This is a genomic window from Cupriavidus sp. USMAA2-4 (genome assembly GCF_001854305.1).
In the GTDB taxonomy this organism is placed as follows: domain Bacteria; phylum Pseudomonadota; class Gammaproteobacteria; order Burkholderiales; family Burkholderiaceae; genus Cupriavidus; species Cupriavidus malaysiensis.
On sequence record NZ_CP017748.1, the window covers coordinates 315,594 to 337,508 of the forward strand.

The following is a 21,915-nucleotide window of genomic DNA, read 5'->3' on the forward strand; positions in this document are numbered from 1 at the left end:
CTCCGTCAGCGGGGAAGGGAGGCGGTGGAAGCGGTGGAAGCCGTGGATCCGGTAGAGGCGGCGGGTGCGGCAGGTGCGGCAGGTGCGGCAGGTGCGGCAGGTGCGGCAGGTGCGGCAGGTGCGGCCGCCGGCACCGGGGCGAAGGCGGCGTCGAACTCCGGCGGCAGGCGCGGCACCGCACCGAGTGCGCGGCGCAGGAAGGCACGGGTGCGCTCCTGCGTCGGCTGGCCGAAGATCTGCGCCGCCGGCCCGTGCTCGACGATGCGGCCGGCCTCGGTGAAGTAGATATGGTCGCTGATCTCCGCGGCGAAGCGCATTTCGTGCGTGACCAGCACGCAGGTCATGCCATCCTCGACCAGTTCGCGGATCACCGTCAGCACCTCGCCCACGGTCTCCGGATCCAGCGCCGAGGTGACCTCGTCGAACAGGATCAGCTCGGGCCGCATCGCCAGGGCGCGGGCGATGGCCACGCGCTGCTGCTGGCCGCCCGACAGCTCGCCGGGATAGGCGCGCGCCTTGTCGGCCAGCCGCACCCGCGCCAGCAGGGCATGGGCTTCGCGTTCGGCATCGGCGCGCGGCCGGCCGATCACGCGGGTCGGCGCGATCACCAGGTTCTCCAGCACGGTCAGGTGCGGGAACAGGTTGTACTGCTGGAAGACGAAGCCCACGCGCTTGCGCAGCGCGATCAGCTCGTCCTCGCCGCGCAGGCTCTCGACCGCGGTCCCGCCCACGCCGATATGGCCTTGCTGCGGGCGCAGCAGGCCGGTGATGCAGCGCAGGATGGTGCTCTTGCCGGAGCCGGAGGGGCCGATGATGGTGACGGCCTCGCCGCGCTTGACCTCGAGGTCGATGCCCTTGAGCACTTCATTGGCGCCGAAGCGCAGGTGGACGTCCTGCAGCCGCACCAGCGGCGCGGCCTCGGTGGCGCCGGGCTCGCGGCGCAGGAAGGATTCAGTGGCGTTCATGGCGGCGTTCCAGGGCGCGCGTGGCGCGCGCGATGGGATAGCAATAGGCGAAGAAAAGAGCCAGCAGCGTGAAATAGACCAGCACCGTGAAGTCGGTGCGCGCCACCGTGTTGCTGGCGACCTGGGCGGTGTCGACCACGTCGTGGACGCCGACCAGCGAGGCCAGCGAGGTGCTCATGGTGATGCTGGCGTACAGGTTCATCCACGGCGGCAGCATGCGCCGCAGGCATTGCGGCAGCACGATCAGGCGGAAGATCTGGCTGCGCCGGAAGGCCAGCGAGTGGGCGGCCTCCCATTGCGCGCTCGGGATCGACAGGATGGCGCCGCGGAAGATTTCGGCGACGTTGGCGCTGGCCGGCAGGGCCAGGCCCAGCACGACCTTGATCCAGTCGGGGAAGGGCAGTGTCCACTGCACCAGGTGCAGCTCGAAGGGAAACACGTAGGTGGTGAAATAGACCAGCACCAGCACCGGCGCGTTGCGGAAGGCCTGCACCCAGGCGCGCGTGGCGCCGCGCAGCAGCGGGTTGGCCGACAGCGACAGCGCGCCGATCAGCAGGCCGGCCGCGGTGCCGAGCGCCATGGCCAGCACGCTGATCTCGATGTTGGCCCACAGGCCGCGCAGCAGCGCCGGCGTCCACGTCCACAGATGGCGCAGGGCCGCCGGCGCGCTGCCGCTCGCGTTCCAGTACAGCACCAGCGCCGCGGCCACGGCCAGGAACGGCATCCAGGGATCGCGCAGCAGGCGCAGCGCGCGCGGCCGGGCCTCTCGTGCGGGCGCCTGGGCAAGGGAATCACTGGCCATAGCCGGGCATCCTCAGGTGTTGTTCCAGCCAGCGGCCGGCGCGGCTGACCACCCAGGTCAGCAGGCCGAACCAGGCCAGGATCAGCAGCAGCAGCTCGAGCACGTTGTCGCGCTGCGTCCAGATCATGATCGATTCGTAGGTCACGTCGCCGACCGCGATGGCGGAGGCCACGGCGGTCATCTTGACCAGGTCGACCAGGTTGTTGACCAGCGCGGGCAGGGCGAAGCGCAGCGCCAGCGGCAGTTCCACCCGCAGCAGCAGCTGGCGGCGCGAGAAGCCGAGCGAGCGCCCCGCCTCCAGCATGACGCGCGGCACCGCCTCGATGCCGGCCCGCAGCGCTTCGGCGTGGAACACGGCCTTGTGCAGGGCCACCACCGCGACCACCCAGAAGAAGGGCGTGAGTGGATTGCTGCTGCCGTGCCCGTTGAGATGCTGGGTGATCAGCATGTTCAACACCAGGAAGGCGCAGTAGAGCTGCACCAGGGTCGGCGTGTTGCGCGTCAGCTCGACGAAGGCACGCGCCGGGCGGGACAGCGCGGCGCGGCCGGAGGTCAGCATCGCCGCGAGTGCGACGCCGGCCAGCAGGCTGCAGGGAATGGTCAGCAGGCAGAGCTGCAATGTCACCACCAGGCCATGCAGGAAGGCCGAGCGTTCGCCGGCGTCGAGCACGAAGGCGTAGTTGAGCCCCAGCGGCTTGAGCGCCGCGACGGCGGTGGCCAGCCACTGGTCGATCATGCGGCGGCCTCCTGCGGTAGCGGCGCGGTGAGCGCGTCCGCATCGACCGTGCCCGCCGCATGCGCTGCATTCGCCGGGGACGAGAGCGCCGCGACCGCGCGCGCGATGCGGCGCAGCGCTTGCTCCAGCACCGCGTCGGCGACGGCGAAGGACAGGCGGAAGTAGGGCGACAAACCATAGGCGCCGCCGTCGACCACGGCCACGCCCTCGCTGTCGAGCAGCCATTCGACGACATCGCCATCGCTGGCCAGAGGGCGCCCGTCCGGGCGCACCTTGCCGATCAGGCCGGCGCAGTTCACATAGGCGAAGAACGCCCCCTGCGGGGCCAGCAGCCGCAGGCCGGGGATGGCGTTGATGGCTTGCGCGGTCAGTGCGGCGCGGCGCGCGTAGGCCTCCCGCGCCTGGACCACGAAGGCCTGGTCGGTGGCCTCCAGCGCGGCCGCCGTGGCGGCCTGGCCCAGGGCGCTGGCGCCGGACGACACCTGCGACTGGATCGCGGTCATGGCCTGCACCAGTTCGGCGGGGGCGATGCCCCAGCCGATGCGCCAGCCGGTCATGGCATAGGTCTTGGACGCGCCGTTGACCAGCAGCGTGCGCTCGCGCAGGTCGGGCGCTACCTGCAGCCAGTGCGGGCCCGCCGCGACGAAGCGGATCTGCTCGTAGATCTCGTCGAGCAGCACCAGCACCTGCGGGTGGCGGCGCAGCACCGCCGCCAGCGCGGCCAGCTCCTCGCTGCCGTAGACGGCGCCGGTCGGGTTGGCGGGCGTGTTCAGCACGAGCCAGCGCGTGCGCGGCGTGATGGCGGACTCCAGGCGGGCGGCGTCGAGCTTGAAGCCGCTGCGCTCGTCGCAGGGCACGATCACCGGCGAGCCGTCGTTGATGCGTACGATGTCGGGGAAGGACGGCCAGTAGGGGGCCGGCAGCAGGACCTCGTCGCCGGCATCCAGGGTGGCGGCGAAGGCGCTGTAGATGACCTGCTTGCCGCCATTGGAAACGAAGACCTCGGCGGGCGTGACGATCAGGCCGGGCTCGCGCGCATAGCGGTTGGCGATGGCGCGGCGCAGCGCGGCGGTGCCGGCGGTGGGCGTGTACCTGGTCTCGCCGCGCGCCAGCGCTGCCACCGCGGCCTGCTTGATGGCTTCGGGAGTATCGAACTCGGGTTCGCCGGCGGTCAGGGCCAGGACGTCGCGGCCTGCGCCGGCGAGGGCGGCGGCGCGCTGGCCGGCCGCGGCGATCGGCGACAGGCGCACCCGGCGTGCGCGTTGGGAAAGCGGGAAGGTCATGGTGTCGAGGCGTCGGGTTGGGACTCCGGCAGCACCTTGCCGGGGTTGAGCAGGCCGAGCGGGTCGAAGGCCTGCTTCAGCCGTCGCATCAGGTCGAGTTCGACCGCGCTCTTGTAGCGCGGCAGTTCGTTGCGCTTGAGCTGGCCGAGGCCGTGCTCGGCGCTGATCGAGCCGCCGTGCGCATGCACGCTGTCATGCACCAGGCGATGGATGGCGGCCTCGTCGGCGAACAGTGCGGCCGGGGTGGAGGCGAGGGCGTGCGAGACGTTGTAGTGCAGGTTGCCGTCGCCCAGGTGGCCGAAGGCGACCGGGCGCACGCCGGGGAAGGCGGCCTGCAGCGCGGTGGCGGTGGCTTGCAGGAAGGCGGGGATGCGCGAGACAGGCACCGAGATATCGTGCTTGAGGTTGCCGCCGTCGCGCTGCTGGGCCACACCCAGCGCCTGGTCGCGCAGGCGCCACAGCGACTGGCTCTGCGCCACGCTGGCGGCGATGGCGGCATCGGCCACCAGGCCATCCTCGATGGCCTGCCCGACCACCGCCTCGAAGCGCGCACGCGCGTGCGCCTCGCCTTCGCTGTCGGACAGCTCCAGCAAGGCGTACCACGGCTGCGTGGCAGCGAGCGGGATGGCTTGCTCGGGCACGTGCCGGGCGACCAGGCCCAGCGCGGTGTCGGAGATCAGCTCGAAGGCGGTCAACGCGGCGCCGAAGCCGGCGCGCGCCCGCGACAGGAAGCCGATGGTGTCGCCGATGGCGGGGAAGGCCAGCAGCGCGGTGAGCTGGAGCGCGGGCTGTGGGTAGAGCTTGAGCGTGGCTGCCGTGATGATGCCCAGCGTGCCTTCGCTGCCGATGAACAGGTCGCGCAGGGCATAGCCGGTATTGTCCTTGCGCAGGCCACGCAAGCCGTCCCAGATCTCGCCGTCGGCGGTGACCACTTCCAGGCCCAGCGCCAGCTCGCGCGTATTGCCATAGCGCAGCACCTGGGTGCCGCCGGCATTGGTGCCGAGATTGCCCCCGACCGTGCAGCTGCCCTCGGAGCCGAGGCTGAGCGGGAACAGCCGCCCGGCCTCGCGTGCCGCTTCCTGCAGCCGGGCCAGCACGACGCCGGCCTCGGCGGTGATGGTGTCGTTGTCGGTATCGACCGCGCGGATGCGGTTCAGGCGGCCCAGTGACAGCAGCACCGCGTGCCCGCTGGCATCCGGCGTGGCGCCGCCGACCAGGCCGGTATTGCCGCCCTGTGGCACGATCGGCGCGCGATGCGCGCGGCACAGGCGCACCACGGCGGCGACCTGGGCTGTGTCGGCGGGACGGACCACGGCCAGCGCGCGCCCGTGCAGGCGGCCGTGGCGGTCGGTCAGGTAGCCGGCGGTATCCTCCGGCGCGGTCAGCACATGCGCTGCGCCGAGCGCGTGGCGCAGGCTGGGAAGCAGTTCTTCCATCGTCATGCTTCAGGTGTCCTGGCGCGTCATGGCTTCTTGCCCTCGGTGAAGACGGCGAAGTCAGCGGGCGCGGTGTCGTACCTGCCCTGCTGCGCCCGTGCATTGGCCGGCTTGATGTAGGCGCCGTCGGGCACGCCGGACTTGCGCGCGGTGGCGAGCAGGAAGCCCGAGCGGTGCCAGTCGCGGATCGCCTGGTCGACGAAAGCCACGGTGTCTTTCTCGCCGCGGCGGGTCCAGACCACGGTCGGCGAGGGGATCAGCTGTTCCTCGGTGGCCAGCGTGAAGTCCTTCCATTCCTCGGCGCTGGGGCCGTGCAGGGTGTGGTACAGGGCAGGCTGGATATGGACCGAGGCCGCGCAGGTGCCGCCCTTGAGCGCCAGCAGCGATTCCGGAATGCCGCGCAGGCCCTTGACGATGGCGCCGTAGCGCTCGGCCAGCGGACGGGCGAAATTGCTGCCCTGGGAGACGCAGGCGACCTTGCCGCGCAGGTCTTCCCAGCGCCGGATGCCGCTGCGCCTGGACACCACGGCGGCACCGCCGACCAGGTCGTAGGGGGTGGGCGCGAAGTCGAGGATCTCGCTGCGTTCCTGCGTCCACTGGATATTGGCCACCAGCAGGTCGACCTTGCCGGCCTGCAGGAACTGCACGCGCGTGGAGGCCGTGACGGGCACGGTTTCCAGCGTCACGCCGAGGCGGCGCGCGAGGTCGGCGGCGAGCTCGGTCTGGTAGCCGCCGGTCTTGCCGGTGGCGGTGTCGAGCTGGCCGAAAGGCGGGCTGGCGCCGTCGATGCCGACCGAGAGCTTGCCGCGCTGCTTGATCTTGTCGAGGGTGGCGTCGGCATGGGCCGCGCCGGCGCAGAGCGCCAGCGCGGCGCAGAGAAGGGGCGAAAGAAAACGGGAGGCGGTCATGGCTGCGGGGTGAGGCGGCCTGCCGGCGTGGACGGCGCGGCAGGCGTCAGCGGACATGCAGGCGGGCATGCAGGCGGACGCGAATCAGGAGGACTGCTTGAAGCGGGCCTGCAGTTCGGGCAGCAGGGGCTGCGGCGGCGCGATGCCCAGGCGTTTCTCGGTGGCGATCAGCCAGCCGCTGCGGTGCCATTCCCGCACGATCTTGTCGACCGCGGCGATGGTGTCGGCCTCGCCCTTGCGGGTCCACACCACCGAGGGCGCCGGCAGGATCTCGCTGGGGATTGGCGCTGCGTAGTCGGCCCACTCGGGATTGCCGCGCAGTTGCGGGTGGATCAGCGTGGCGTCGTGCACGGCTGCGACGCACTGGCCGCCGCGCAGGGCCAGCAGCGATTCGGCGGCGGTCTTGTACCCGCGCACGCTGGCACCGTACTGCTCCTGCAGCGGCTTGATATAGCTGCTGCCCTGGGATGCGCACACGGTCTTGCCGCGCAGGTCTTCCCACTGGTGGATGCCGCTGCGCTTGAGGACGGCCGCGGTGCCGCCGACGCGGTAGAAGGGCGTGGGCGCGTAGCCGAGCAGCTCGCCGCGCTCGGGGTTGTATTCCATCGAGGCGATCAGCAGGTCGACCTTGCCGGCCTGCAGGAACTGCACGCGGTTGGAGGGCTGGACCTGCACCAGTTCCGCCTCCACGCCCAGCCGCCTGGCCAGGTCACGCGCCAGTTCCGGGTTCCAGCCGACCAGTTGCTGGGTGGCGGGGTCGACCGAGCCGAACGGGCCGCCGCTGGCGCCGACGCCGATGACCACCTTGCCGCGCTGCTTGATGCGGTCGAGGGTGGCGTCGGCACGGGCGGTGCCCAGGGTCAGCAGGGAGAGCGCGAGCAGCGCGGCGGCACGGCGGGGCAGGGAGGGGGAGCGTGGCATGGTGGCGAGCAAGAAAAAGCAGATGCAGGAGGGGCGATGCTAGTGCCGCCGGGCCCTGCCACGAAGGAAGCATTGCGGATATCGATATGCGCCCGGGCGCGGCGCACCGCGCATATGCAAGCGCGCTTTGCTTCGTTGCCGGCGCGTGCCGGCAGGCGCTATGTTGGCGCGCAGCAGCCGGCCCGGACGCCGGCGGGAGGACCGTGCCGGAACGGCCTCCGGCAGCGCGCGCGATGGCCGTCCAGGTCTTGCCCGGGCGGTGGCGCGCGTACCGAATCGGCGGCGCCTGCCCGGGCGGCCCGCCTGAGAACCCAAGGACCAAAGGAGCGCGGCCACCATGGCAAGACGCAATGAGCAGATGCGCCTCGGTGCATTCCTGTACCCCAGCGGGCACCATATCGCCGCGTGGCGGCATCCCGAGGCCAAGGCCGACGCGGGAATCGATTTCCGTCACTATGCCGCGCTCGCCCAGGCCGCCGAGGCGGCCAAGTTCGACCTGGTGTTCCTCGCCGACGGTGTCGGCACGCGCGGCGACGACGTGGAGTTCCTGAGCCGCACCGCGCACAGCTACCAGGCCCAGTTCGAACCCATCACCCTGCTGTCGGCGCTGGCTGCCGTCACCGAGCGCATCGGGCTGGTCGGCACCGCCTCGACCAGCTTCAACGAGCCCTATCACATCGCGCGCAAGTTCGCCTCGCTCGACCATCTCTCGGGAGGCCGCGCGGGCTGGAACCTGGTGACCTCGTCCAGCGAGCACGAGGCGCGCAATTTCAACCGGGTGCGGCACTTCAGCCACGAGGAGCGCTACCAGCGTGCCGAAGAATTCGCCGACGTGGTCAGCGGCCTGTGGGACAGCTGGGAGGACGATGCCTTCCTGCGCGACAAGGCGAGCGGGCGCTACTACGAGCCGGCGCGGCGCCACGTGCTGGGCCACCGCGGCCGGCATTTCAGCGTGCAGGGGCCGCTCAACGTCGCGCGTCCCCCGCAGGGGCAGCCGGTGGTGGTGCAGGCCGGCTCCTCCGAGCCCGGCAAGGAACTGGCCGCGCGCCGCGGCGAGGTGGTCTTCACCGCCCAGCAGACCCTGGAAGATGCTGTGGCTTTCTATGCCGATCTGAAGGGGCGGCTGGCCGGCCACGGCCGCCGGCCCGAGGACCTGAAGATCCTGCCGGGCGTGTTTCCGGTGGTGGGGCACAGCGAGGCCGAGGCGCGCGAGAAGTTCGAGCAGTTGCAGGCGCTGATCGATCCGGTGGTCGGGCTGGCGCTGGTGTCGGCCCTGACCGGGGCGGACCTGTCCGCGTATCCGCTCGACGGGCCCATCCCGGAGCTGCCGCCCACCAACGGCAGCAAGAGCCGCCAGGGCCTGATGCTCGACCTGGCGCGGCGCGAGAACCTGACCATCCGCCAGCTCTACCAGCGCGTGGCAGGCGCGCGCGGCCACTGGCAACTGGTCGGCACGCCGGCGCAGATCGCCGATGCGCTGGAGGAGCGCTTCCAGGCCTATGGCGCGGACGGTTTCAACGTGATGGCGCCGGTGCTGCCCGGCGGCCTCACTGACTTCATCGAACTGGTGCTGCCCGAGTTGCGGCGGCGCGGCCTGTTCCGCACTGACTACAGCGGCACCACGCTGCGCGAGCATCTCGGGCTGCGGCGGCCGCCGCATCCGGCCGCGCGGAGACGGGCCGACGCGGCGGATGCCGCCTGAGTCCGTGCGTGCCAGGCTGCCTGCCCGGTGCGAGGCAGCCTGGTCGCCGTTCAGTCTTCGGCGAAGGCAAAGCGCCCTTCGCTGACCAGTCGCGCCAGCGGCAGGCGCTCGTTGGGCTGCTCGCGCGCCTGCAGCGCCTCGGGCAGCAAGGACTTGTCGCCCTGCCGGCCGATGGCCACCACCGCTTCGATGGCGTAGTCCTCGGGAATGCCGAGCGCCTCGCGCAGGCGCGCCTTGTCGAAGCCGCCGATGCCGTGGGCGTGCCAGCCCGCCGCGGTGGCCTGCAGCGCCAGGTTGGCCCAGGCGGCACCCGCGTCGAAGGAATGCGTGGCGACCGGCTGCGGCTCGCTCTTGCCCGGCGCTGTCCAGGTCTTGCGCGACAGCACCGCCACCAGCACGGCCGCGCGCGCGGCCCAGCCCTGGTTGTACTCCGACAGCGAGGCGAAGAGCGGCTGCCAGTCCGGCGTGTCGCGCCGCGCATAGATGAAGCGCCAGGGCTGCGCGTTGTAGCCGGACGGTGCCCAGCGTGCGGCCTCGAAGAAGCGCAGCAAGGTCTGCGGCGCGATGGCTTCCGCCGTGAAGGCGCGGGGCGACCAGCGCTGCAGGAACAGCGGATCGATGTCGTGGTCGGCTTGGCGTGGCTGGGTCATGGAGGCTCCTTGGGGCGGATGAGGGATAGGGCGGCGGTCGCTGCTGCTGTGGCTTCTATCGCTGCCGCGGTTACCGTGCAGGTGGGAGCCTTGCGCAAGCCCGTGCAAAAGGGAAGCGGGAAATCCGCATGAGCTTGCGAGGAATCCTTCGAACGGTGCACGGCGGCAAGAAGGCACCTGCTGCACGGTGCCATGCCGTGCTGTGTGCTGCGCGACGGGCGCCTATGTAAATGCGAAATGATCAGTTCGCGCGTGCCGGGGGGGCTTCCTATACTTTGGCACTCGTTCGCAGGGAGTGCTGATGGCCGGCACCGCGCCGATCCCGGCCTCCCGCGCCCGCCCGATTTCCCTGGAGCCCAGAACAGATGAGCCTTCGCCCATTGCATGACCGCGTGATCGTCAAGCGGTCGGAAAACGAAACCCGTACCCAGTCCGGCATCGTCATCCCGGACAACGCCGCCGAGAAGCCCGACCAGGGCGAGGTGGTGGCGGTCGGTCCCGGCCGCCGCAACGAAGCCGGCGAGCGTATTGCGCCGGACCTGCGCGTGGGCGATCGCGTGCTGTTCGGCAAGTACGCCGGGCAGGCGGTGAAGATCGGCGGCGAGGAGCTGCTGGTGCTGCGCGAAGAGGACGTGGTCGCGGTGGTCGAGCGCTGAGCGCGTCGCGCGCAGCGGCAAGCCCCACGCAGAACGAAAGAAGCGATCGGGATCATCGGCACGATGGAGAACATCGGCACGATCGGAACCGGATCAGGAAGAAAGGACAAAGGAAAGCAGAGATGGCAGCGAAAGACGTAGTGTTCAGCGACGCAGCACGGGCCAAGGTGGTCGAAGGCGTCAACATCCTGGCCAACGCGGTCAAGGTCACGCTGGGCCCGAAGGGCCGCAACGTGGTGCTGGAGCGCAGCTTCGGCGGCCCGACCGTGACCAAGGACGGCGTGTCCGTGGCCAAGGAGATCGAGCTGCAGGACAAGTTGCAGAACATCGGCGCGCAACTCGTCAAGGAAGTCGCGGCCAAGACCAGCGACAACGCCGGCGATGGCACCACCACGGCGACCGTGCTGGCCCAGGCCATCGTGCGCGAGGGGGTGAAGTACGTGGCGGCCGGACTCAATCCGCAGGATCTCAAGCGCGGCATCGACAAGGCGGTGGCCGTGGCCATCGAGGAGCTGCGCCGCATCAGCAAGCCCACCACCACCAGCAAGGAGATCGCCCAGGTCGGCACCATCTCGGCCAACGGCGAGAGCGCCATCGGCGAGCGCATCGCCGAGGCCATCGACAAGGTGGGCAAGGAGGGCGTGATCACCGTGGAAGACGGCAAGTCGCTCGGCGATGAGCTGGAGGTGGTCGAGGGCATGCAGTTCGACCGCGGCTACCTGTCGCCCTATTTCATCAACCAGCCGGAGAAGCAGATCGTCGCGCTGGAGCAGCCCTACCTGCTGCTGGTGGACAAGAAGATCTCCAGCATCCGCGACCTGCTGCCGGTGCTGGAGCAGGTGGCCAAGGCCGGCCGGCCGCTGCTGATCGTGGCGGAAGACGTCGAGGGCGAGGCGCTGGCCACGCTGGTGGTCAACAATATCCGCGGCATCCTCAAGGTGGCCGCGGTGAAGGCGCCGGGCTTCGGCGACCGCCGCAAGGCCCTGCTGGAAGACATCGCCATCCTGACCGCCGGTACCGTCATTTCCGAGGAGATCGGCCTGACGCTGGAGAAGGCCGGGCTGCATGACCTGGGCCAGGCCTCGCGCGTGGAGATCGGCAAGGAGAACACCACCATCATCGGCGGGGGAGGCGAGGCGGCGCGCATCCAGGCGCGCGTGCAGCAGATCCGTGCCCAGATCGAGGAAGCCAGCTCGGACTATGACCGCGAGAAGCTGCAGGAACGCGTGGCCAAGCTGGCCGGCGGCGTGGCCGTGCTCAAGGTGGGTGGCGCGACCGAAGTCGAAGTGAAGGAAAAGAAGGCACGCGTGGAGGACGCGCTGCACGCTACCCGCGCGGCCGTGGAAGAAGGCATTGTCCCCGGCGGCGGCGTGGCGCTGATCCGTGCCCGCGCGGCCGTGCGCGGCGTCGCGGGAGCCAACGCCGACCAGGAAGCCGGCGTGAAGATCGTGCTGCGGGCGCTGGAAGAGCCGCTGCGGCAGATCGTCGCCAATGCCGGCGAGGAAGCCAGCGTGGTGGTGGCGCGTGTCGCCGAAGCCAGCGGCAATTTCGGCTACAACGCCGCCACCGGCGAGTACGGCGACCTGGTCGAGGGCGGCGTGGTGGACCCGACCAAGGTGACGCGCACCGCCCTGCAGAACGCGGCGTCGGTGGCGGGCCTGATCCTGACCACCGATGCGGCGGTGTTCGAGCTGCCCAAGGGCGAGGAGCCGAGCGTGGCACAAGGGCCGGGTGCCGGCGCCGGGCTGGACTTCTAGAGCACCCGTCTTTCCCTTTCTCCGCTGTTTCCCCGGGTGCCTGGCAGGCCCCGGACCAACGCCCCCTCGGCTTCGCGGCCCAGGGGGCGTTGTTCTTGCAGGCCTGCGGCGCATCGGCCGGGCTGTCAAGGCTCCGTTCGCGTTTTGCGCGATCATCGCGCAAAATCTGCGTCAGCGGCCGGAATCGGGGTTATTTCGTAATGCCCGCCGCGCCGTTCACTGGCATGATGTAAAAAATCGAACGATCGTTCATAATTCGAACTTCCGGTATGGAGGCGAGATGCCGATCCCGGGGCGGCCGGTGTGCCGGTGCGCATCCCGCCGATGACGTTTGCGTGATCAGATTTCCGTTTGCAGCTTGTCCCGTATATCCGCTTGACCTCGCTTCCCATGTCCGCTGCCTCCTCCACCACCCCCGGCTCCCCCCAGGCTTCTTCCGACCCGCGGCCCCAGGCCGGCAGGCCGGACGCCGCGCTGGATCCGCAGGTGGCGCAGCTGCTGGACCTGATCGCGCGCGCCAAGCGCCCGCCCATCAACGCGCTCGATCCGCTCGATGCGAAGATCGCCTACGAGAAGAGCGCCCCCATCCTCGATATCGCGCCGCTGCCCGTGCATCACGTGCAGGACCTGAGCGTGCCGGCACGCGACGGCCATGCCATCGGCGCACGGTTGTATGCGCCGCGTGAGGCGAGCTGGGCCGACCCGTTGCCGCTGCTGTTGTACTTCCATGGCGGCGGATTCACGGTGGGCAGCCCGGCTTCGCACGATCCGCTGTGCCGGCTGCTGTCCATGCGTGCCGATTGCATGGTGCTGTCGGTGGATTACCGGCTCGGGCCGCAGTGGCGCTTTCCCACGGCGGTCCACGATGCCTTCGACGTGCTGGCCTGGGCCTACGCCGAGGCCGGCGCGCTGGGGGCGGATCCGGCGCGCATCGCACTGGGCGGCGACAGCGCCGGCGGCACCCTGGCCACCGCTTGCGCGGTCGAGGCGCGCCGCCTGGGCCATGCGCCGGTGCTGCAGATGCTGATCTATCCCGGCACCTGCGCGCGCCAGGATACGCCGTCGCACCGGGCGCTGGCGGAGGGCTACCTGCTGACCGCCGAGATGATCCAGTGGTTCTTCGCCCAGTACCTGGACCAGGACTCCAGCCGCGACGACTGGCGCTTTGCCCCGCTGGACGGCGGCGGCAGCGGTGCCGACGTGGCCGGTTGCTGCCCGGCCTGGATCGCCGTGGCCGGCTACGATCCGCTGCACGACGAGGGCGTGGCCTACGCGGCCAAGCTGCGCGCCGCGGGTGTGCCGGCCGAGCTGGCCGAGTATCCGGGCATGATCCATGACTTTTTCAAGCTGGGCCGCTTCGTGCCGGCCGTGGGGCAGGCCCACGACGATGCCGTGGCCGCGCTGCGCGGCGCCTTCGGCGCCGCCTAGCGCTGCCGGCCCGGCCCAGGCCCGCGCACAAGACGGGCTTCCCCGACCCCCTTTTTTCGCAGTTCGTAGCACAAGGAGACAGAACCGATGCAACGCCGCCATTTCATCGTCCGCGCCAGCGCGCTAGCCGCCACCGCCGCCTTCGGCCTCGCCGCCGCGCCGGCCCGCGCGGATTCCGCCGCGGACAAGTTCCCGCAACGTCCGATCCGGCTGGTGATCGGCTACACGGCCGGCGGCTCGACCGACATCCCGTTCCGCGTGCTGGCCGAGAACGCCAGCAAGATCCTCGGCCAGCCGGTGATCGTCGAGAACAAGCCCGGTGCGGGCGGGGTGCTGCCGGCGCAGATGATGCAGGCCACGGCCCCCGACGGCTACACGCTGGCGCAGGTGGCGATGCCGGTGTACCGCCTGCCGTATACCACCAAGATCAACTGGGACCCGGTCAAGGACCTGACCTATGTGATCAACCTGGCCGGCTATTCCTTCGGCGTGGTGGTGCCGGCCGACTCGCCGATCAAGTCGATGCAGGAGTACATCGCCTACGCGCGCGCCAATCCGGGCAAGCTGACCTATGGCTCGCCGGGCTCGATGACCACGCTGCACCTGACCATGGAAGAACTGGCGCTGAAGCAGAACGTGCAGTTCTCGCATGTGCCGTTCAAGGGAAACTCGGAGTCGCTGCAGGCGCTGCTGGGCGGACACGTGATGTCGGTGGCCGACACGCCGGGCTGGGCGCAGTACGTGGAGAGCGGCAAGCTGCGCCTGCTGTCGACCTGGGGCGACAAGCGCTCGGCACGCTTCCCCAACGCCCCGACGCTGAAGGAACTGGGCTACGGCATCGTGCAGACCTCGCCCTTCGGCCTGGTGGCGCCCAAGGGCACCGACCCGAAGATCGTCAAGAAGCTGCATGACGCCTTCAAGAAGGCGATGGAAATGCCGAACTACCGCCAGGAGCTGGCCAAGTTCGACATGGAGCCGTACTACATGAGCAGCGAGCAGTATGCGCAGTTCGCCGCCGAGACGGTCAAGAAGGAAAAGGCCATCATCGAGAAGCTCGGCCTGGCCCGACCGCAGTAAGGTGGCCGGCCGCGCCGGGCCCGGCGCGGCCGCCTTGCATCGCCCACGAGAGAACCGGCAATGGCCAAGACCGATTTCCGCCACAGCGTGCCGCTGCGCGTGCGCTGGGCCGAGGTGGACCCGCAGTCCATCGTCTTCAACGCGCACTATCTGACTTACTGCGATATCTGCGTGACCGAATACTGGCGCGCGCTCGGCGTCCGCTACCCGGAGGACGTGCTGGGCGCGCACGGCGTGGACATTTTCGTCGCCAAGTCCACGCTGGAATACCACGCCTCGGCCCGCTTCGACGACGAGCTCGAGGTACGGGGGCGCATGGCGCGCCTGGGGCGTTCGAGCATGCTGTTCCGCGTGGAGATCTTCCGCGGCGAGGAGCACCTGATCACCGGCGAGATCGTCTACGTCTGCGCCGATCCCGCGACGCAGAAATCGGCGCCGATCCCGGGGCCGGTGCGGGAAATCATCGAGGCCTACGAGGTGGTCAAGCCCGCGTCATGACGGAGCCGGGCCGGCGCAGCTGAGGCTGCGCATCGAGGCTGTGCGCCTCAGCTGCGCACGCATTGCTGGTCGACATAGCGCAGTGCATCGGGCAGCGCGTCGCGGAACAGCATCCATTCATGGTCGCCATCCATGATGCGCAGCTCCACCTGCTTGGGCTGGATCTGGTAGAGGCGCCAGAACATGATGGCCGAGACCACCGCGATGCCCAGGCGGTCGTGGTCGCCGGAGGCGATCCACATCGGCACGCGCAGCTTGCCGGCCTGGTAGACATCGAGCTGGCCGGCATAGTTGAGCGCCTTCCAGGCATCGGGGTCGAACTTGCCGTTGCGCATGAACTGCGGCGCGCGGCGCGCGGCCGAGGTCTCGGGCGGCAGCGGGTCGTAGGCGGCGGGACTGATCGCGGCGGCGCCGCAGAACAGGTCCGGATGGCGCAGCGACAGGCTGACCGCACCGTAGCCGCCCATCGACAGGCCGGCCACCGAGCGCGCGCGCCTCTCCTTCTGCGTCCGGTAGTGCAATTCCACATAGGGCAGCAGGTCCTTGACCAGCGCGGTGTCGGCCTTGGCCACGGCGCCGTCGGTCCACCACGACGACGGCCCCTCGCTGGGCATCACCACGATGGAGGGACGGAGCTGGCCGCGCGCGATGAGGCCGTCCATGGTCTCGATGGCACCGCCCTTGACGCGCCAGCTGTTTTCATCCTCGTCGGCGCCGTGCAGCAGGTAGATCACCGGATAGGCGGCCGCGCCCGCCTGGTAGCCGTCGGGCACATAGACGGTGAACTTCAGCTCGCGGCCGAGCGTGGGTGAAGGCGCGGCGTCGGAAAACACCTGGCCGGCGGCGCAGGCGCTGCCGGCGGCGAGAGCCAGCGCGAGCGCGGTGGCGGTGCGGCCGAGGCGGGTACAGAGGGAACGCAGGGCGGGCAGGGCGGATGACGGGCGCAGCAAGGGGTGAAGCAAGGGAAAACGGGTAAGGCGCATGAAGATTCAGGAACGGTAGGATGGCCGGCAGCGACTGCAAGTGCGCCCGCCCGGCCGTCGCGAGGCGCCGCCGGCAGCACAGGCGATGGCCGCGCCGCGCGATGGCCGGGCGGCAAGGGCGCTATTGTCCCGCAAATCCGCGGCACCGCCATCTGTCGCGACCAGCGATGCGATCGGTGGCGGGGTGGGGCGGCGAGGCGCGGGCCTTCGCATTTCCGCTCCCGAGGCCCTATCATCGTGGCTGGACACGGCGCTGCACGGCGCGCAGCCGGATGCGCTGCTTTCCCTCGGCTGCCTGCCCTGCCTGTCGTCTCCGTCTTTCATCATCATCTTTCGTTACTGCCTTCCGTCATGACCGTTGCCATCCTCCTTTGCCAATGGGCCGAGGCGCGCGAGCGCGCCCGTGCCATCCGCTATGCCGTGTTCGTCGAGGAGCAGGGCGTGCCGGTCGAGCTGGAATGGGACGAGTGGGATGAGCCGAGCTGGCACGCGCTCGCGCTGGGCGAGGACGGCTCGGCCGTGGCCACCGGCCGCCTGTTGCCGGATGGCCATGTCGGGCGCATGGCCGTGCTCAAGTCCGCGCGCGGTACCGGCGTCGGCGCGCGCGTGCTCGACGCACTGATGGAAAAGGCCGCCGAGCTGGGCTATCCGGAACTGGTGCTGAACGCGCAGACCCACGCTGCGCCGTTCTACGCGCGCGCCGGCTTTACCCAGGTCGGCGACGCCTTCGAAGAGGCGGGCATCCCGCACGTGGAGATGCGCAAGCGGCTGCGGGCCTGAGCCCGGCCCCGCTCAGCGCGGCGCCGGTTCGGTGCCGGCGTCGTGCGGCAGCATCATGCGGCCCTGGTAGGCCACCTCGCCGATGCGGCCGTTGGCATCGAAGCTGCGCTCGCACAGGTCGAAGCGCCCGTCGTGGCGCACGCGCAGCACGGTGCTGGCGCGCGTGCCATAGGCGGGCGAGCGGATGAAGGCCGATGACAGCAGCTTCTCCCACTCTTGCGACACACCGGTCTGCGGCAGCTCGAAGTCGGCGGCCTGGCGTGCATCGGCGAGCAGTTGCAGGTAGGGCTCGGCGCTCGCGCCGGGCTGGCCCGGGTCGGCGGCCAGTGCCTCGGCCAGGGCGCCCACGCGGCTGCGCAGCTTGGGCCAGGGGGTGTCGAGCAAGGCGTTCGAGACGCCATAGATGCCGGGTGCGAGCCGCTGCGGGCGGCGCGTGGCGCTGCGGTTGCTGTACCACCAGAGTTCGCGCAGGTCGCTCGCCAGCAGGTTGAAGCCGTTGTAGGCGCCTTGTTCGCGCGAGACGGTGTCCAGGTAGGCGTGCGGGCCGCTCTCGCCGCGCAGGAAGCCGGCCACCAGCTCGCCGCGCGAGCGGGTGTCGGTCCGTTTCTCGGAGGGGGCGCGGTAGTTGGTCAGGGCCGCGAAGCGGGCCCCGGAGGTCATGCCCATCCAGGTGCCGGCCTCGCCGATCACCTCGGCCAGGTCACGGCCCGCGAGCACCTGCGGCGCATCCTGCCACCAGTGCGCGGGAGCGGCGGGGCGCGCATAGAACTCGTCACGGTTGCCGGCCACCACCAGGGCATAGTCCGGATGGGATTGCCAGGCTACCACTATCAGGCACATATCGCTTCCTTCTGCTCCGTCCTCCGCGCTCCGCGCGCCGGCTGCCGCCGCGTCAGAGCCGGTCCAGGTCGATGAAATGCTCGACCTGGCGTTCGCCGCTGACCCATTGCTGGAGGCCGCTCTGCAGCCACAAGCCGGCCAGCGTGTCGGCGAAGGCGGGCGGCACGTCCGCGTAGCACTCCATCCAGGTCTGCAGGCCGGCACGGGTCTCCGGCCTGCGCATCAGCGTACCACCAATCCCGGTCGCCTCGGCAACGGTTTCCATCCAGCGGTGCCATTGCGGCAGGGCGGCGGCCGCCTGCACGTCGTCGACGCGGAAATACACGTAGAGATGATCGCTCATGGCTGGCGCTCCGTTGCGTTGGCTGGCTGACCCGGGTGGGATCAGCCCGCTGCCTGCTCGGCGCCGGGCAGCGGCACCTCGTAGGGCAGGGGCAGCACCGCCAGGGCGGGGCCGTCGACGCTGCCGGCATGCAGCGCGCCGGCGGCGGCGTCGATCTTCAGCTCGGCCAGCGCGTCCCAGCCGCCCTCGGGCGACGGCGCGGCGTTGACGATCATGCCGCACGGCTGCTCCGGCTCCTGCGGGCGGAACACCTCGGCGCCGGCTGCCGCCGGCTCGCCGTCGCCCTGCACCAGCCACATGCGGCGCTTCAGCGTGCCGCGGTACTGGCTGCGCGCGACGATTTCCTGGCCGGGGTAGCAGCCCTTGCGGAAGCTGACACCGCCGATCAGTTCGAGGTTGATCATCTGGGGCACGAACTGCTCCTGCGTGGCCACGCCGATGCGCGGCAGGCCGGCGCGGATCTCCAGCCAGTCCCACAGCGCGCTGCCGGCGGGCGCCAGCGTGGCGGCCAGGGCGGCATGCACGGCCTCGGCCTGGTCGGTCGCCAGCACCACTTGCCAGCGCGGCTGGCCGGCGCCGTCCGGCAGGCGGATCACGGTGGCGCCTGCGGCACCGCCGGCGCTGTCCCACACGCCCTCGGGCGCCGGCAGGCCGGCCTGCGCGAGCGCGCGGGCCGCTTCGGGACCGGCCACGCAGAGCACGCGCAGGGCGGCGCCGGCATCGGCCAGCTTGGCCTTGGCGCGCAGCACGAACATGGACAGCCGCTTCTGGACGGATGGGGCGATGTCGGCCGCGAGCTGCAGCACGATGCCGTCGGCATCGCGCCACATCAGCAGGCTGGCCAGCAGGCGCCCCTTGGGCGAGCAGTAGCCGGCCAGGCGGGCCTGGCCGGCGCCGAGGTCTTCCACCGCGTTGGTGAGCTGGCTGTGCAGGAAGGTCGCGGCATCGTCGCCGGCGACGCGGACCAGGCCCAGGCCGGCCGGGGCGCAGACGATGCCGCGCTGGCGCAGGGCTTCGTACTGTTCGGCGAGCGGGGCGGAATGGGCGAGGTCCGGGGTAGGGGTAGGCATGGCGGATCGGTGTGGCAACAGGCTTGCCGCGGCGGGCTGGCTGGCCCGCCGGGCGTGGCATCGGGGCTGGTCCGCACGAGCGGACCGCACGCCTGCAGCCTTGGCGGCAGGTGGGCGCGCGGCGCCGCGCAAGGGGCGCCGACGGCGCCCGGTGGGCGGCCGGGCTCGTGGCGGAGCAGGGCTCCCGGTATTATATGAGGCTGTCGCCATTTTGGCCGGCGGCCGCCGAGCGGGCGGGAGCCGGCCGCGCGGCCCCCGGGCCGCCAGCATTCCTCACATGAAACGAGTTCTTGTACGCCTGGCCGCGGCCTGCGTGGTCTTCGCGCTTGCCGCCACCGGTGCCTTCGCCTGGTGGGCCAGGCATCCCCTGCCGCTGAGCGGGTCGCCCCTCGAAGTGATCATCCAGCCCAATTCCAGCGTAGCCAGCGTCGGCCGCCAGATCGCGCGCGGCGGTGTCGGCATGGACCCGCGCCTGTTCTTGCTGCTGGCGCGGCTGACCGGCAAGGGCGGCGAACTGAAGGCGGGCGGCTACACCTTCGAGCAGGGCGCCACGCCGCTGTCGGTGCTGGAGAAAATCGCCCGCGGGGACGTCACGCACTACGTGGTGACGGTGATCGAGGGCTGGGAATTCCGCAAGATGCGGGCCGCCATCGATGCCAGCCCGGCACTGAAGCACGACACGCGCGGCATGTCCGATGCGGACTTGATGCGCGCGATCGGCGCGCCGGAAAGTGCGCCTGAAGGCCTGTTCTTCCCGGATACCTACCTGTTCACCCGCGGCAGCAGCGATCTGGAACTGTACAAGCACGCCTACCGTGCCATGCAGCGGCGGCTCGCCGACGCCTGGGCGGCGCGCGCGTCCGGCCTGCCTTACAAGAGCCCCTACGATGCACTGATCATGGCTTCCATCGTCGAGAAGGAGACCGGCCAGGCGGCCGACCGGTCGATGATCGCGGCGGTCTTCATCAACCGCCTGCGCAAGAACATGCTGCTGCAGACCGACCCGACCGTGATCTACGGCCTGGGCGAGCGCTTCGACGGCAACCTGCGCAAGCGCGACCTGCAGGCCGACACCCCGTACAATACGTACACGCGGAGCGGCCTGCCGCCCACGCCGATCGCCCTGCCCAGCCTGGCCTCGCTGGCGGCCGCGATGACGCCGGCGCAATCCGATGCGCTCTACTTCGTCGCGCGCGGCGACGGCAGCAGCCAGTTCTCCAACTCGCTTCCCGAACACAACCGCGCGGTCGACCAGTACCAGCGCGGCAAGACTCGCTGATATCGCATTCATGCGCGGAAAATTCATTACTTTCGAAGGCATCGACGGTGCCGGCAAGAGCACCCATATTCCCTGGCTGGCCGAACGTATCGCGGCACGCCTGCCGGCGGGCGCGAAGGTGGTCAGCACCCGCGAGCCGGGCGGCACGCCGCTTGGCGAGGACCTGCGCCAGCTGCTGCTGCATCGCAAGATGCACCTGGAGACCGAGGCGCTGCTGATGTTCGCGGCGCGCCGCGAGCATATCGCCGAGGTGATCGAGCCAGCCCTGGCGCGCGGCGACTGGGTGCTGTCCGACCGCTTCACCGACGCCACCTTCGCCTACCAGGGCGGCGGCCGCGGCCTGCCCACGGCGCGCCTCGAAGTCCTGGAGGCCTGGGTGCAGGCCGGCCTGCAGCCCGACCTGACCCTGTTGTTCGATGTGCCGCTGGAGACCGCGGCGGAGCGCCTGGCCGGCGCGCGCGAGCCCGACAAGTTCGAGGCCGAGTCGCGGGCCTTCTTCGCGCGCACGCGTGACGAGTACCTGCGCCGGGCGCACCAGTCGCCGGCACGTTTCCGCATCGTCGACGCCACGCGCAGTATCGAAGCGATTCGCGCGGAGCTTGAACAGATCCTGGCAACGCTTTGATTGCCAAAGGAAAACGATGGCAACGGCCAGCCCGGTACGGGGTGCAGTCCATGGTAAGGTTGGCGCTCCGCCCAGCCGGCCGCGCGCCATCCTTCCCGGCGGACCTGGCCGGGACTTCACCTGAGTTTTCTCCTCCAAGGGCTTGATTCACATGCTTTATCCCTGGCAGACCGAAGACTGGAAACAGCTGGCCGCGTTGCGCGGGCGGCTGCCCCAGGCCCTGCTGATCCACGGCCAGCAGGGCATCGGCAAGCGCGATCTCGCCTTGCATTTCGCCCAGGGCCTGCTGTGCGAGACGCCGCGCGCCGACGGCCAGCCCTGCGGCAGCTGTCCGGCGTGCCATTGGTTCAGCCAGGGCAACCACCCCGACTTCAGCGTGGTGCGGCCGGAGGCGCTGGAAGGCGGCGCCGAGGGTGATGGCGAGGAGGGCGGCCGCAAGAAGGCGCCCAGCAAGATCATCCGCATGGAGCAGGTGCGCGCGCTGATCGAGGCGGTCGGCGTCGGCACCCACCGCGCCGGCATGCGGGTCGCGCTGGTCTATCCGCTCGACGCGCTGCAGACCGAAGGCGCCAATGCCCTGCTCAAGACGCTGGAAGAACCGCCGCCGTCGACCCTGTTCCTGCTGGTCACCGACCGCCTCGACCGCGTGCTGCCGACCATCCTGTCGCGCTGCCGCCAGTTCGCCGCGCACCGGCCGGCGCCGGCCCAGGCGCTGGCCTGGCTGGAAGCGCAAGGCGTGCCGGACGCCCAGGCGCAGTTGGCGCTGGCCGGCGGCGCGCCGCTGACGGCGCTGCACGCCGCCGAGGCGGAGGAGATGCCGTTGCAGCGCTGGCTGGTCGGCCAGCTCGGGGCGGGCGCTGGCTTCGACGCGCTGGCCGCCGCCGAGCACCTGCAGAAACTGCCGGTGCCGGTCATGCTTGGCATCGTGCAGCGCTGGACGTACGATCTGCTGAATCTGCGGCTGGCGCAGGGCGTGCCGCGCTACTTCCCGAAGGAAGGCGCTGCGCTGGCCCGCTGCGCGGCGGCAACCGATGCGCATCGCCTGCAGGGTTTCCTGGGGCACCTGGCCGGCCACCGCCGCAGCGAGAACCATCCGCTGGCGGCACGGCTGGTGATGGAAGCGGTATTCCTGGACTACCGCCAGCTCTTTCAATAAGGCCTGCAGCAAAAAGGGGC

The 21,915-nt window shown here is 70.5% G+C and carries 22 protein-coding genes; 10 read left to right on the plus strand and 12 right to left on the minus strand.

The features are described from left to right. Window positions 1–5: 5 nt before the first annotated feature. The 7 genes from BKK79_RS01485 to BKK79_RS01515 form a co-directional block, all read right to left on the minus strand. Window positions 6–965, minus strand: coding sequence for an amino acid ABC transporter ATP-binding protein (locus BKK79_RS01485; RefSeq protein WP_084084389.1), 960 nt, complete (start codon window positions 963–965; stop codon window positions 6–8). After that, complete coding sequence (locus BKK79_RS01490) at window positions 952–1,767, minus strand: amino acid ABC transporter permease (protein WP_071036913.1); 816 nt, start codon at window positions 1,765–1,767, stop codon at window positions 952–954. Before BKK79_RS01490 ends, BKK79_RS01485 begins: the two co-directional genes overlap by 14 nt. Continuing rightward, on the minus strand, window positions 1,757–2,503 hold the full coding sequence (locus BKK79_RS01495) for an amino acid ABC transporter permease (protein WP_071012827.1): 747 nt from the start codon (window positions 2,501–2,503) through the stop codon (window positions 1,757–1,759). The genes BKK79_RS01490 and BKK79_RS01495 overlap by 11 nt, the downstream gene beginning before the upstream one ends. Next, window positions 2,500–3,786, minus strand: a complete 1,287-nt coding sequence (locus BKK79_RS01500; RefSeq protein ID WP_071036914.1) for an aminotransferase class I/II-fold pyridoxal phosphate-dependent enzyme — start codon at window positions 3,784–3,786, stop codon at window positions 2,500–2,502. Before BKK79_RS01500 ends, BKK79_RS01495 begins: the two co-directional genes overlap by 4 nt. After that, window positions 3,783–5,228, minus strand: a complete 1,446-nt coding sequence (locus tag BKK79_RS01505; RefSeq protein ID WP_071036915.1) for an FAD-binding oxidoreductase — start codon at window positions 5,226–5,228, stop codon at window positions 3,783–3,785. Before BKK79_RS01505 ends, BKK79_RS01500 begins: the two co-directional genes overlap by 4 nt. A gap of 20 nt (window positions 5,229–5,248) precedes the next feature. Then, window positions 5,249–6,130 (minus strand): transporter substrate-binding domain-containing protein, encoded by an 882-nt coding sequence (locus BKK79_RS01510; RefSeq protein ID WP_071012821.1) that lies wholly within the window; start codon window positions 6,128–6,130, stop codon window positions 5,249–5,251. Between the two features lie 84 nt (window positions 6,131–6,214). Beyond that, a complete protein-coding gene (locus BKK79_RS01515; protein WP_071016363.1) occupies window positions 6,215–7,051 on the minus strand; it encodes a transporter substrate-binding domain-containing protein in 837 nt (278 codons plus the stop codon). A gap of 337 nt (window positions 7,052–7,388) precedes the next feature. On the opposite strand from BKK79_RS01515, the gene BKK79_RS01520 reads away from it, so the two are divergent. Next, complete coding sequence (locus tag BKK79_RS01520) at window positions 7,389–8,753, plus strand: LLM class flavin-dependent oxidoreductase (RefSeq protein WP_071036916.1); 1,365 nt, start codon at window positions 7,389–7,391, stop codon at window positions 8,751–8,753. Window positions 8,754–8,803: 50 nt separating this feature from the next. Here BKK79_RS01520 and BKK79_RS01525 read toward each other — a convergent pair whose 3' ends face one another. Continuing rightward, window positions 8,804–9,403, minus strand: coding sequence for a nitroreductase family protein (locus BKK79_RS01525; protein ID WP_071012818.1), 600 nt, complete (start codon window positions 9,401–9,403; stop codon window positions 8,804–8,806). Window positions 9,404–9,768: 365 nt separating this feature from the next. Here BKK79_RS01525 and groES point away from each other — a divergent pair, with 365 nt between their 5' ends. The 5 genes from groES to BKK79_RS01550 all read left to right on the plus strand — a co-directional run bounded on the left by groES (window position 9,769) and on the right by BKK79_RS01550 (window position 14,819). Beyond that, complete coding sequence (gene groES, locus BKK79_RS01530; protein ID WP_071012816.1) at window positions 9,769–10,059, plus strand: co-chaperone GroES; 291 nt, start codon at window positions 9,769–9,771, stop codon at window positions 10,057–10,059. 122 nt (window positions 10,060–10,181) lie between these two features. Next, entirely contained in the window at window positions 10,182–11,816 is a 1,635-nt protein-coding gene (gene groL / locus BKK79_RS01535; RefSeq protein WP_071036917.1) for a chaperonin GroEL, read from the plus strand. Window positions 11,817–12,206: 390 nt separating this feature from the next. Next, a complete protein-coding gene (locus tag BKK79_RS01540; protein WP_071036918.1) occupies window positions 12,207–13,244 on the plus strand; it encodes an alpha/beta hydrolase in 1,038 nt (345 codons plus the stop codon). 87 nt (window positions 13,245–13,331) lie between these two features. Beyond that, window positions 13,332–14,321: a tripartite tricarboxylate transporter substrate binding protein gene (locus BKK79_RS01545; RefSeq protein ID WP_071036919.1), complete on the plus strand. Its 990-nt coding sequence runs from the start codon at window positions 13,332–13,334 to the stop codon at window positions 14,319–14,321. A gap of 60 nt (window positions 14,322–14,381) precedes the next feature. Continuing rightward, window positions 14,382–14,819 (plus strand): YbgC/FadM family acyl-CoA thioesterase, encoded by a 438-nt coding sequence (locus BKK79_RS01550; RefSeq protein ID WP_071036920.1) that lies wholly within the window; start codon window positions 14,382–14,384, stop codon window positions 14,817–14,819. 47 nt (window positions 14,820–14,866) lie between these two features. Here the strand turns inward: BKK79_RS01550 and BKK79_RS01555 are convergent, their stop codons facing one another. After that, window positions 14,867–15,802 (minus strand): alpha/beta hydrolase, encoded by a 936-nt coding sequence (locus tag BKK79_RS01555; RefSeq protein ID WP_084084392.1) that lies wholly within the window; start codon window positions 15,800–15,802, stop codon window positions 14,867–14,869. Between the two features lie 351 nt (window positions 15,803–16,153). Between BKK79_RS01555 and BKK79_RS01560 the strand changes: the two genes are divergently transcribed. After that, window positions 16,154–16,582 (plus strand): GNAT family N-acetyltransferase, encoded by a 429-nt coding sequence (locus tag BKK79_RS01560; protein WP_071012808.1) that lies wholly within the window; start codon window positions 16,154–16,156, stop codon window positions 16,580–16,582. Between the two features lie 12 nt (window positions 16,583–16,594). Here BKK79_RS01560 and BKK79_RS01565 read toward each other — a convergent pair whose 3' ends face one another. Genes BKK79_RS01565 through ygfZ form a run of 3 tightly spaced genes read right to left on the minus strand, consistent with a single transcriptional unit; the run spans window position 16,595 to window position 18,835 of the window. Next, complete coding sequence (locus BKK79_RS01565) at window positions 16,595–17,422, minus strand: NRDE family protein (protein ID WP_071012806.1); 828 nt, start codon at window positions 17,420–17,422, stop codon at window positions 16,595–16,597. A 52-nt stretch (window positions 17,423–17,474) separates the two neighbouring features. Next, entirely contained in the window at window positions 17,475–17,765 is a 291-nt protein-coding gene (locus tag BKK79_RS01570; RefSeq protein WP_071012805.1) for a DUF4936 family protein, read from the minus strand. A gap of 41 nt (window positions 17,766–17,806) precedes the next feature. After that, window positions 17,807–18,835 carry a CAF17-like 4Fe-4S cluster assembly/insertion protein YgfZ gene (gene ygfZ / locus BKK79_RS01575; protein ID WP_071036921.1) on the minus strand — a complete coding sequence of 343 codons (1,029 nt, stop codon included), beginning with the start codon at window positions 18,833–18,835 and terminating at the stop codon, window positions 17,807–17,809. A 277-nt stretch (window positions 18,836–19,112) separates the two neighbouring features. Here ygfZ and mltG point away from each other — a divergent pair, with 277 nt between their 5' ends. From mltG to BKK79_RS01590, 3 genes are all read left to right on the plus strand, one after another. Continuing rightward, complete coding sequence (mltG, locus tag BKK79_RS01580; protein WP_071012801.1) at window positions 19,113–20,114, plus strand: endolytic transglycosylase MltG; 1,002 nt, start codon at window positions 19,113–19,115, stop codon at window positions 20,112–20,114. A gap of 10 nt (window positions 20,115–20,124) precedes the next feature. After that, window positions 20,125–20,739, plus strand: a complete 615-nt coding sequence (gene tmk / locus BKK79_RS01585; RefSeq protein ID WP_071012800.1) for a dTMP kinase — start codon at window positions 20,125–20,127, stop codon at window positions 20,737–20,739. 151 nt (window positions 20,740–20,890) lie between these two features. Continuing rightward, on the plus strand, window positions 20,891–21,895 hold the full coding sequence (locus BKK79_RS01590) for a DNA polymerase III subunit delta' (protein ID WP_071036922.1): 1,005 nt from the start codon (window positions 20,891–20,893) through the stop codon (window positions 21,893–21,895). Window positions 21,896–21,915 lie beyond the last annotated feature (20 nt).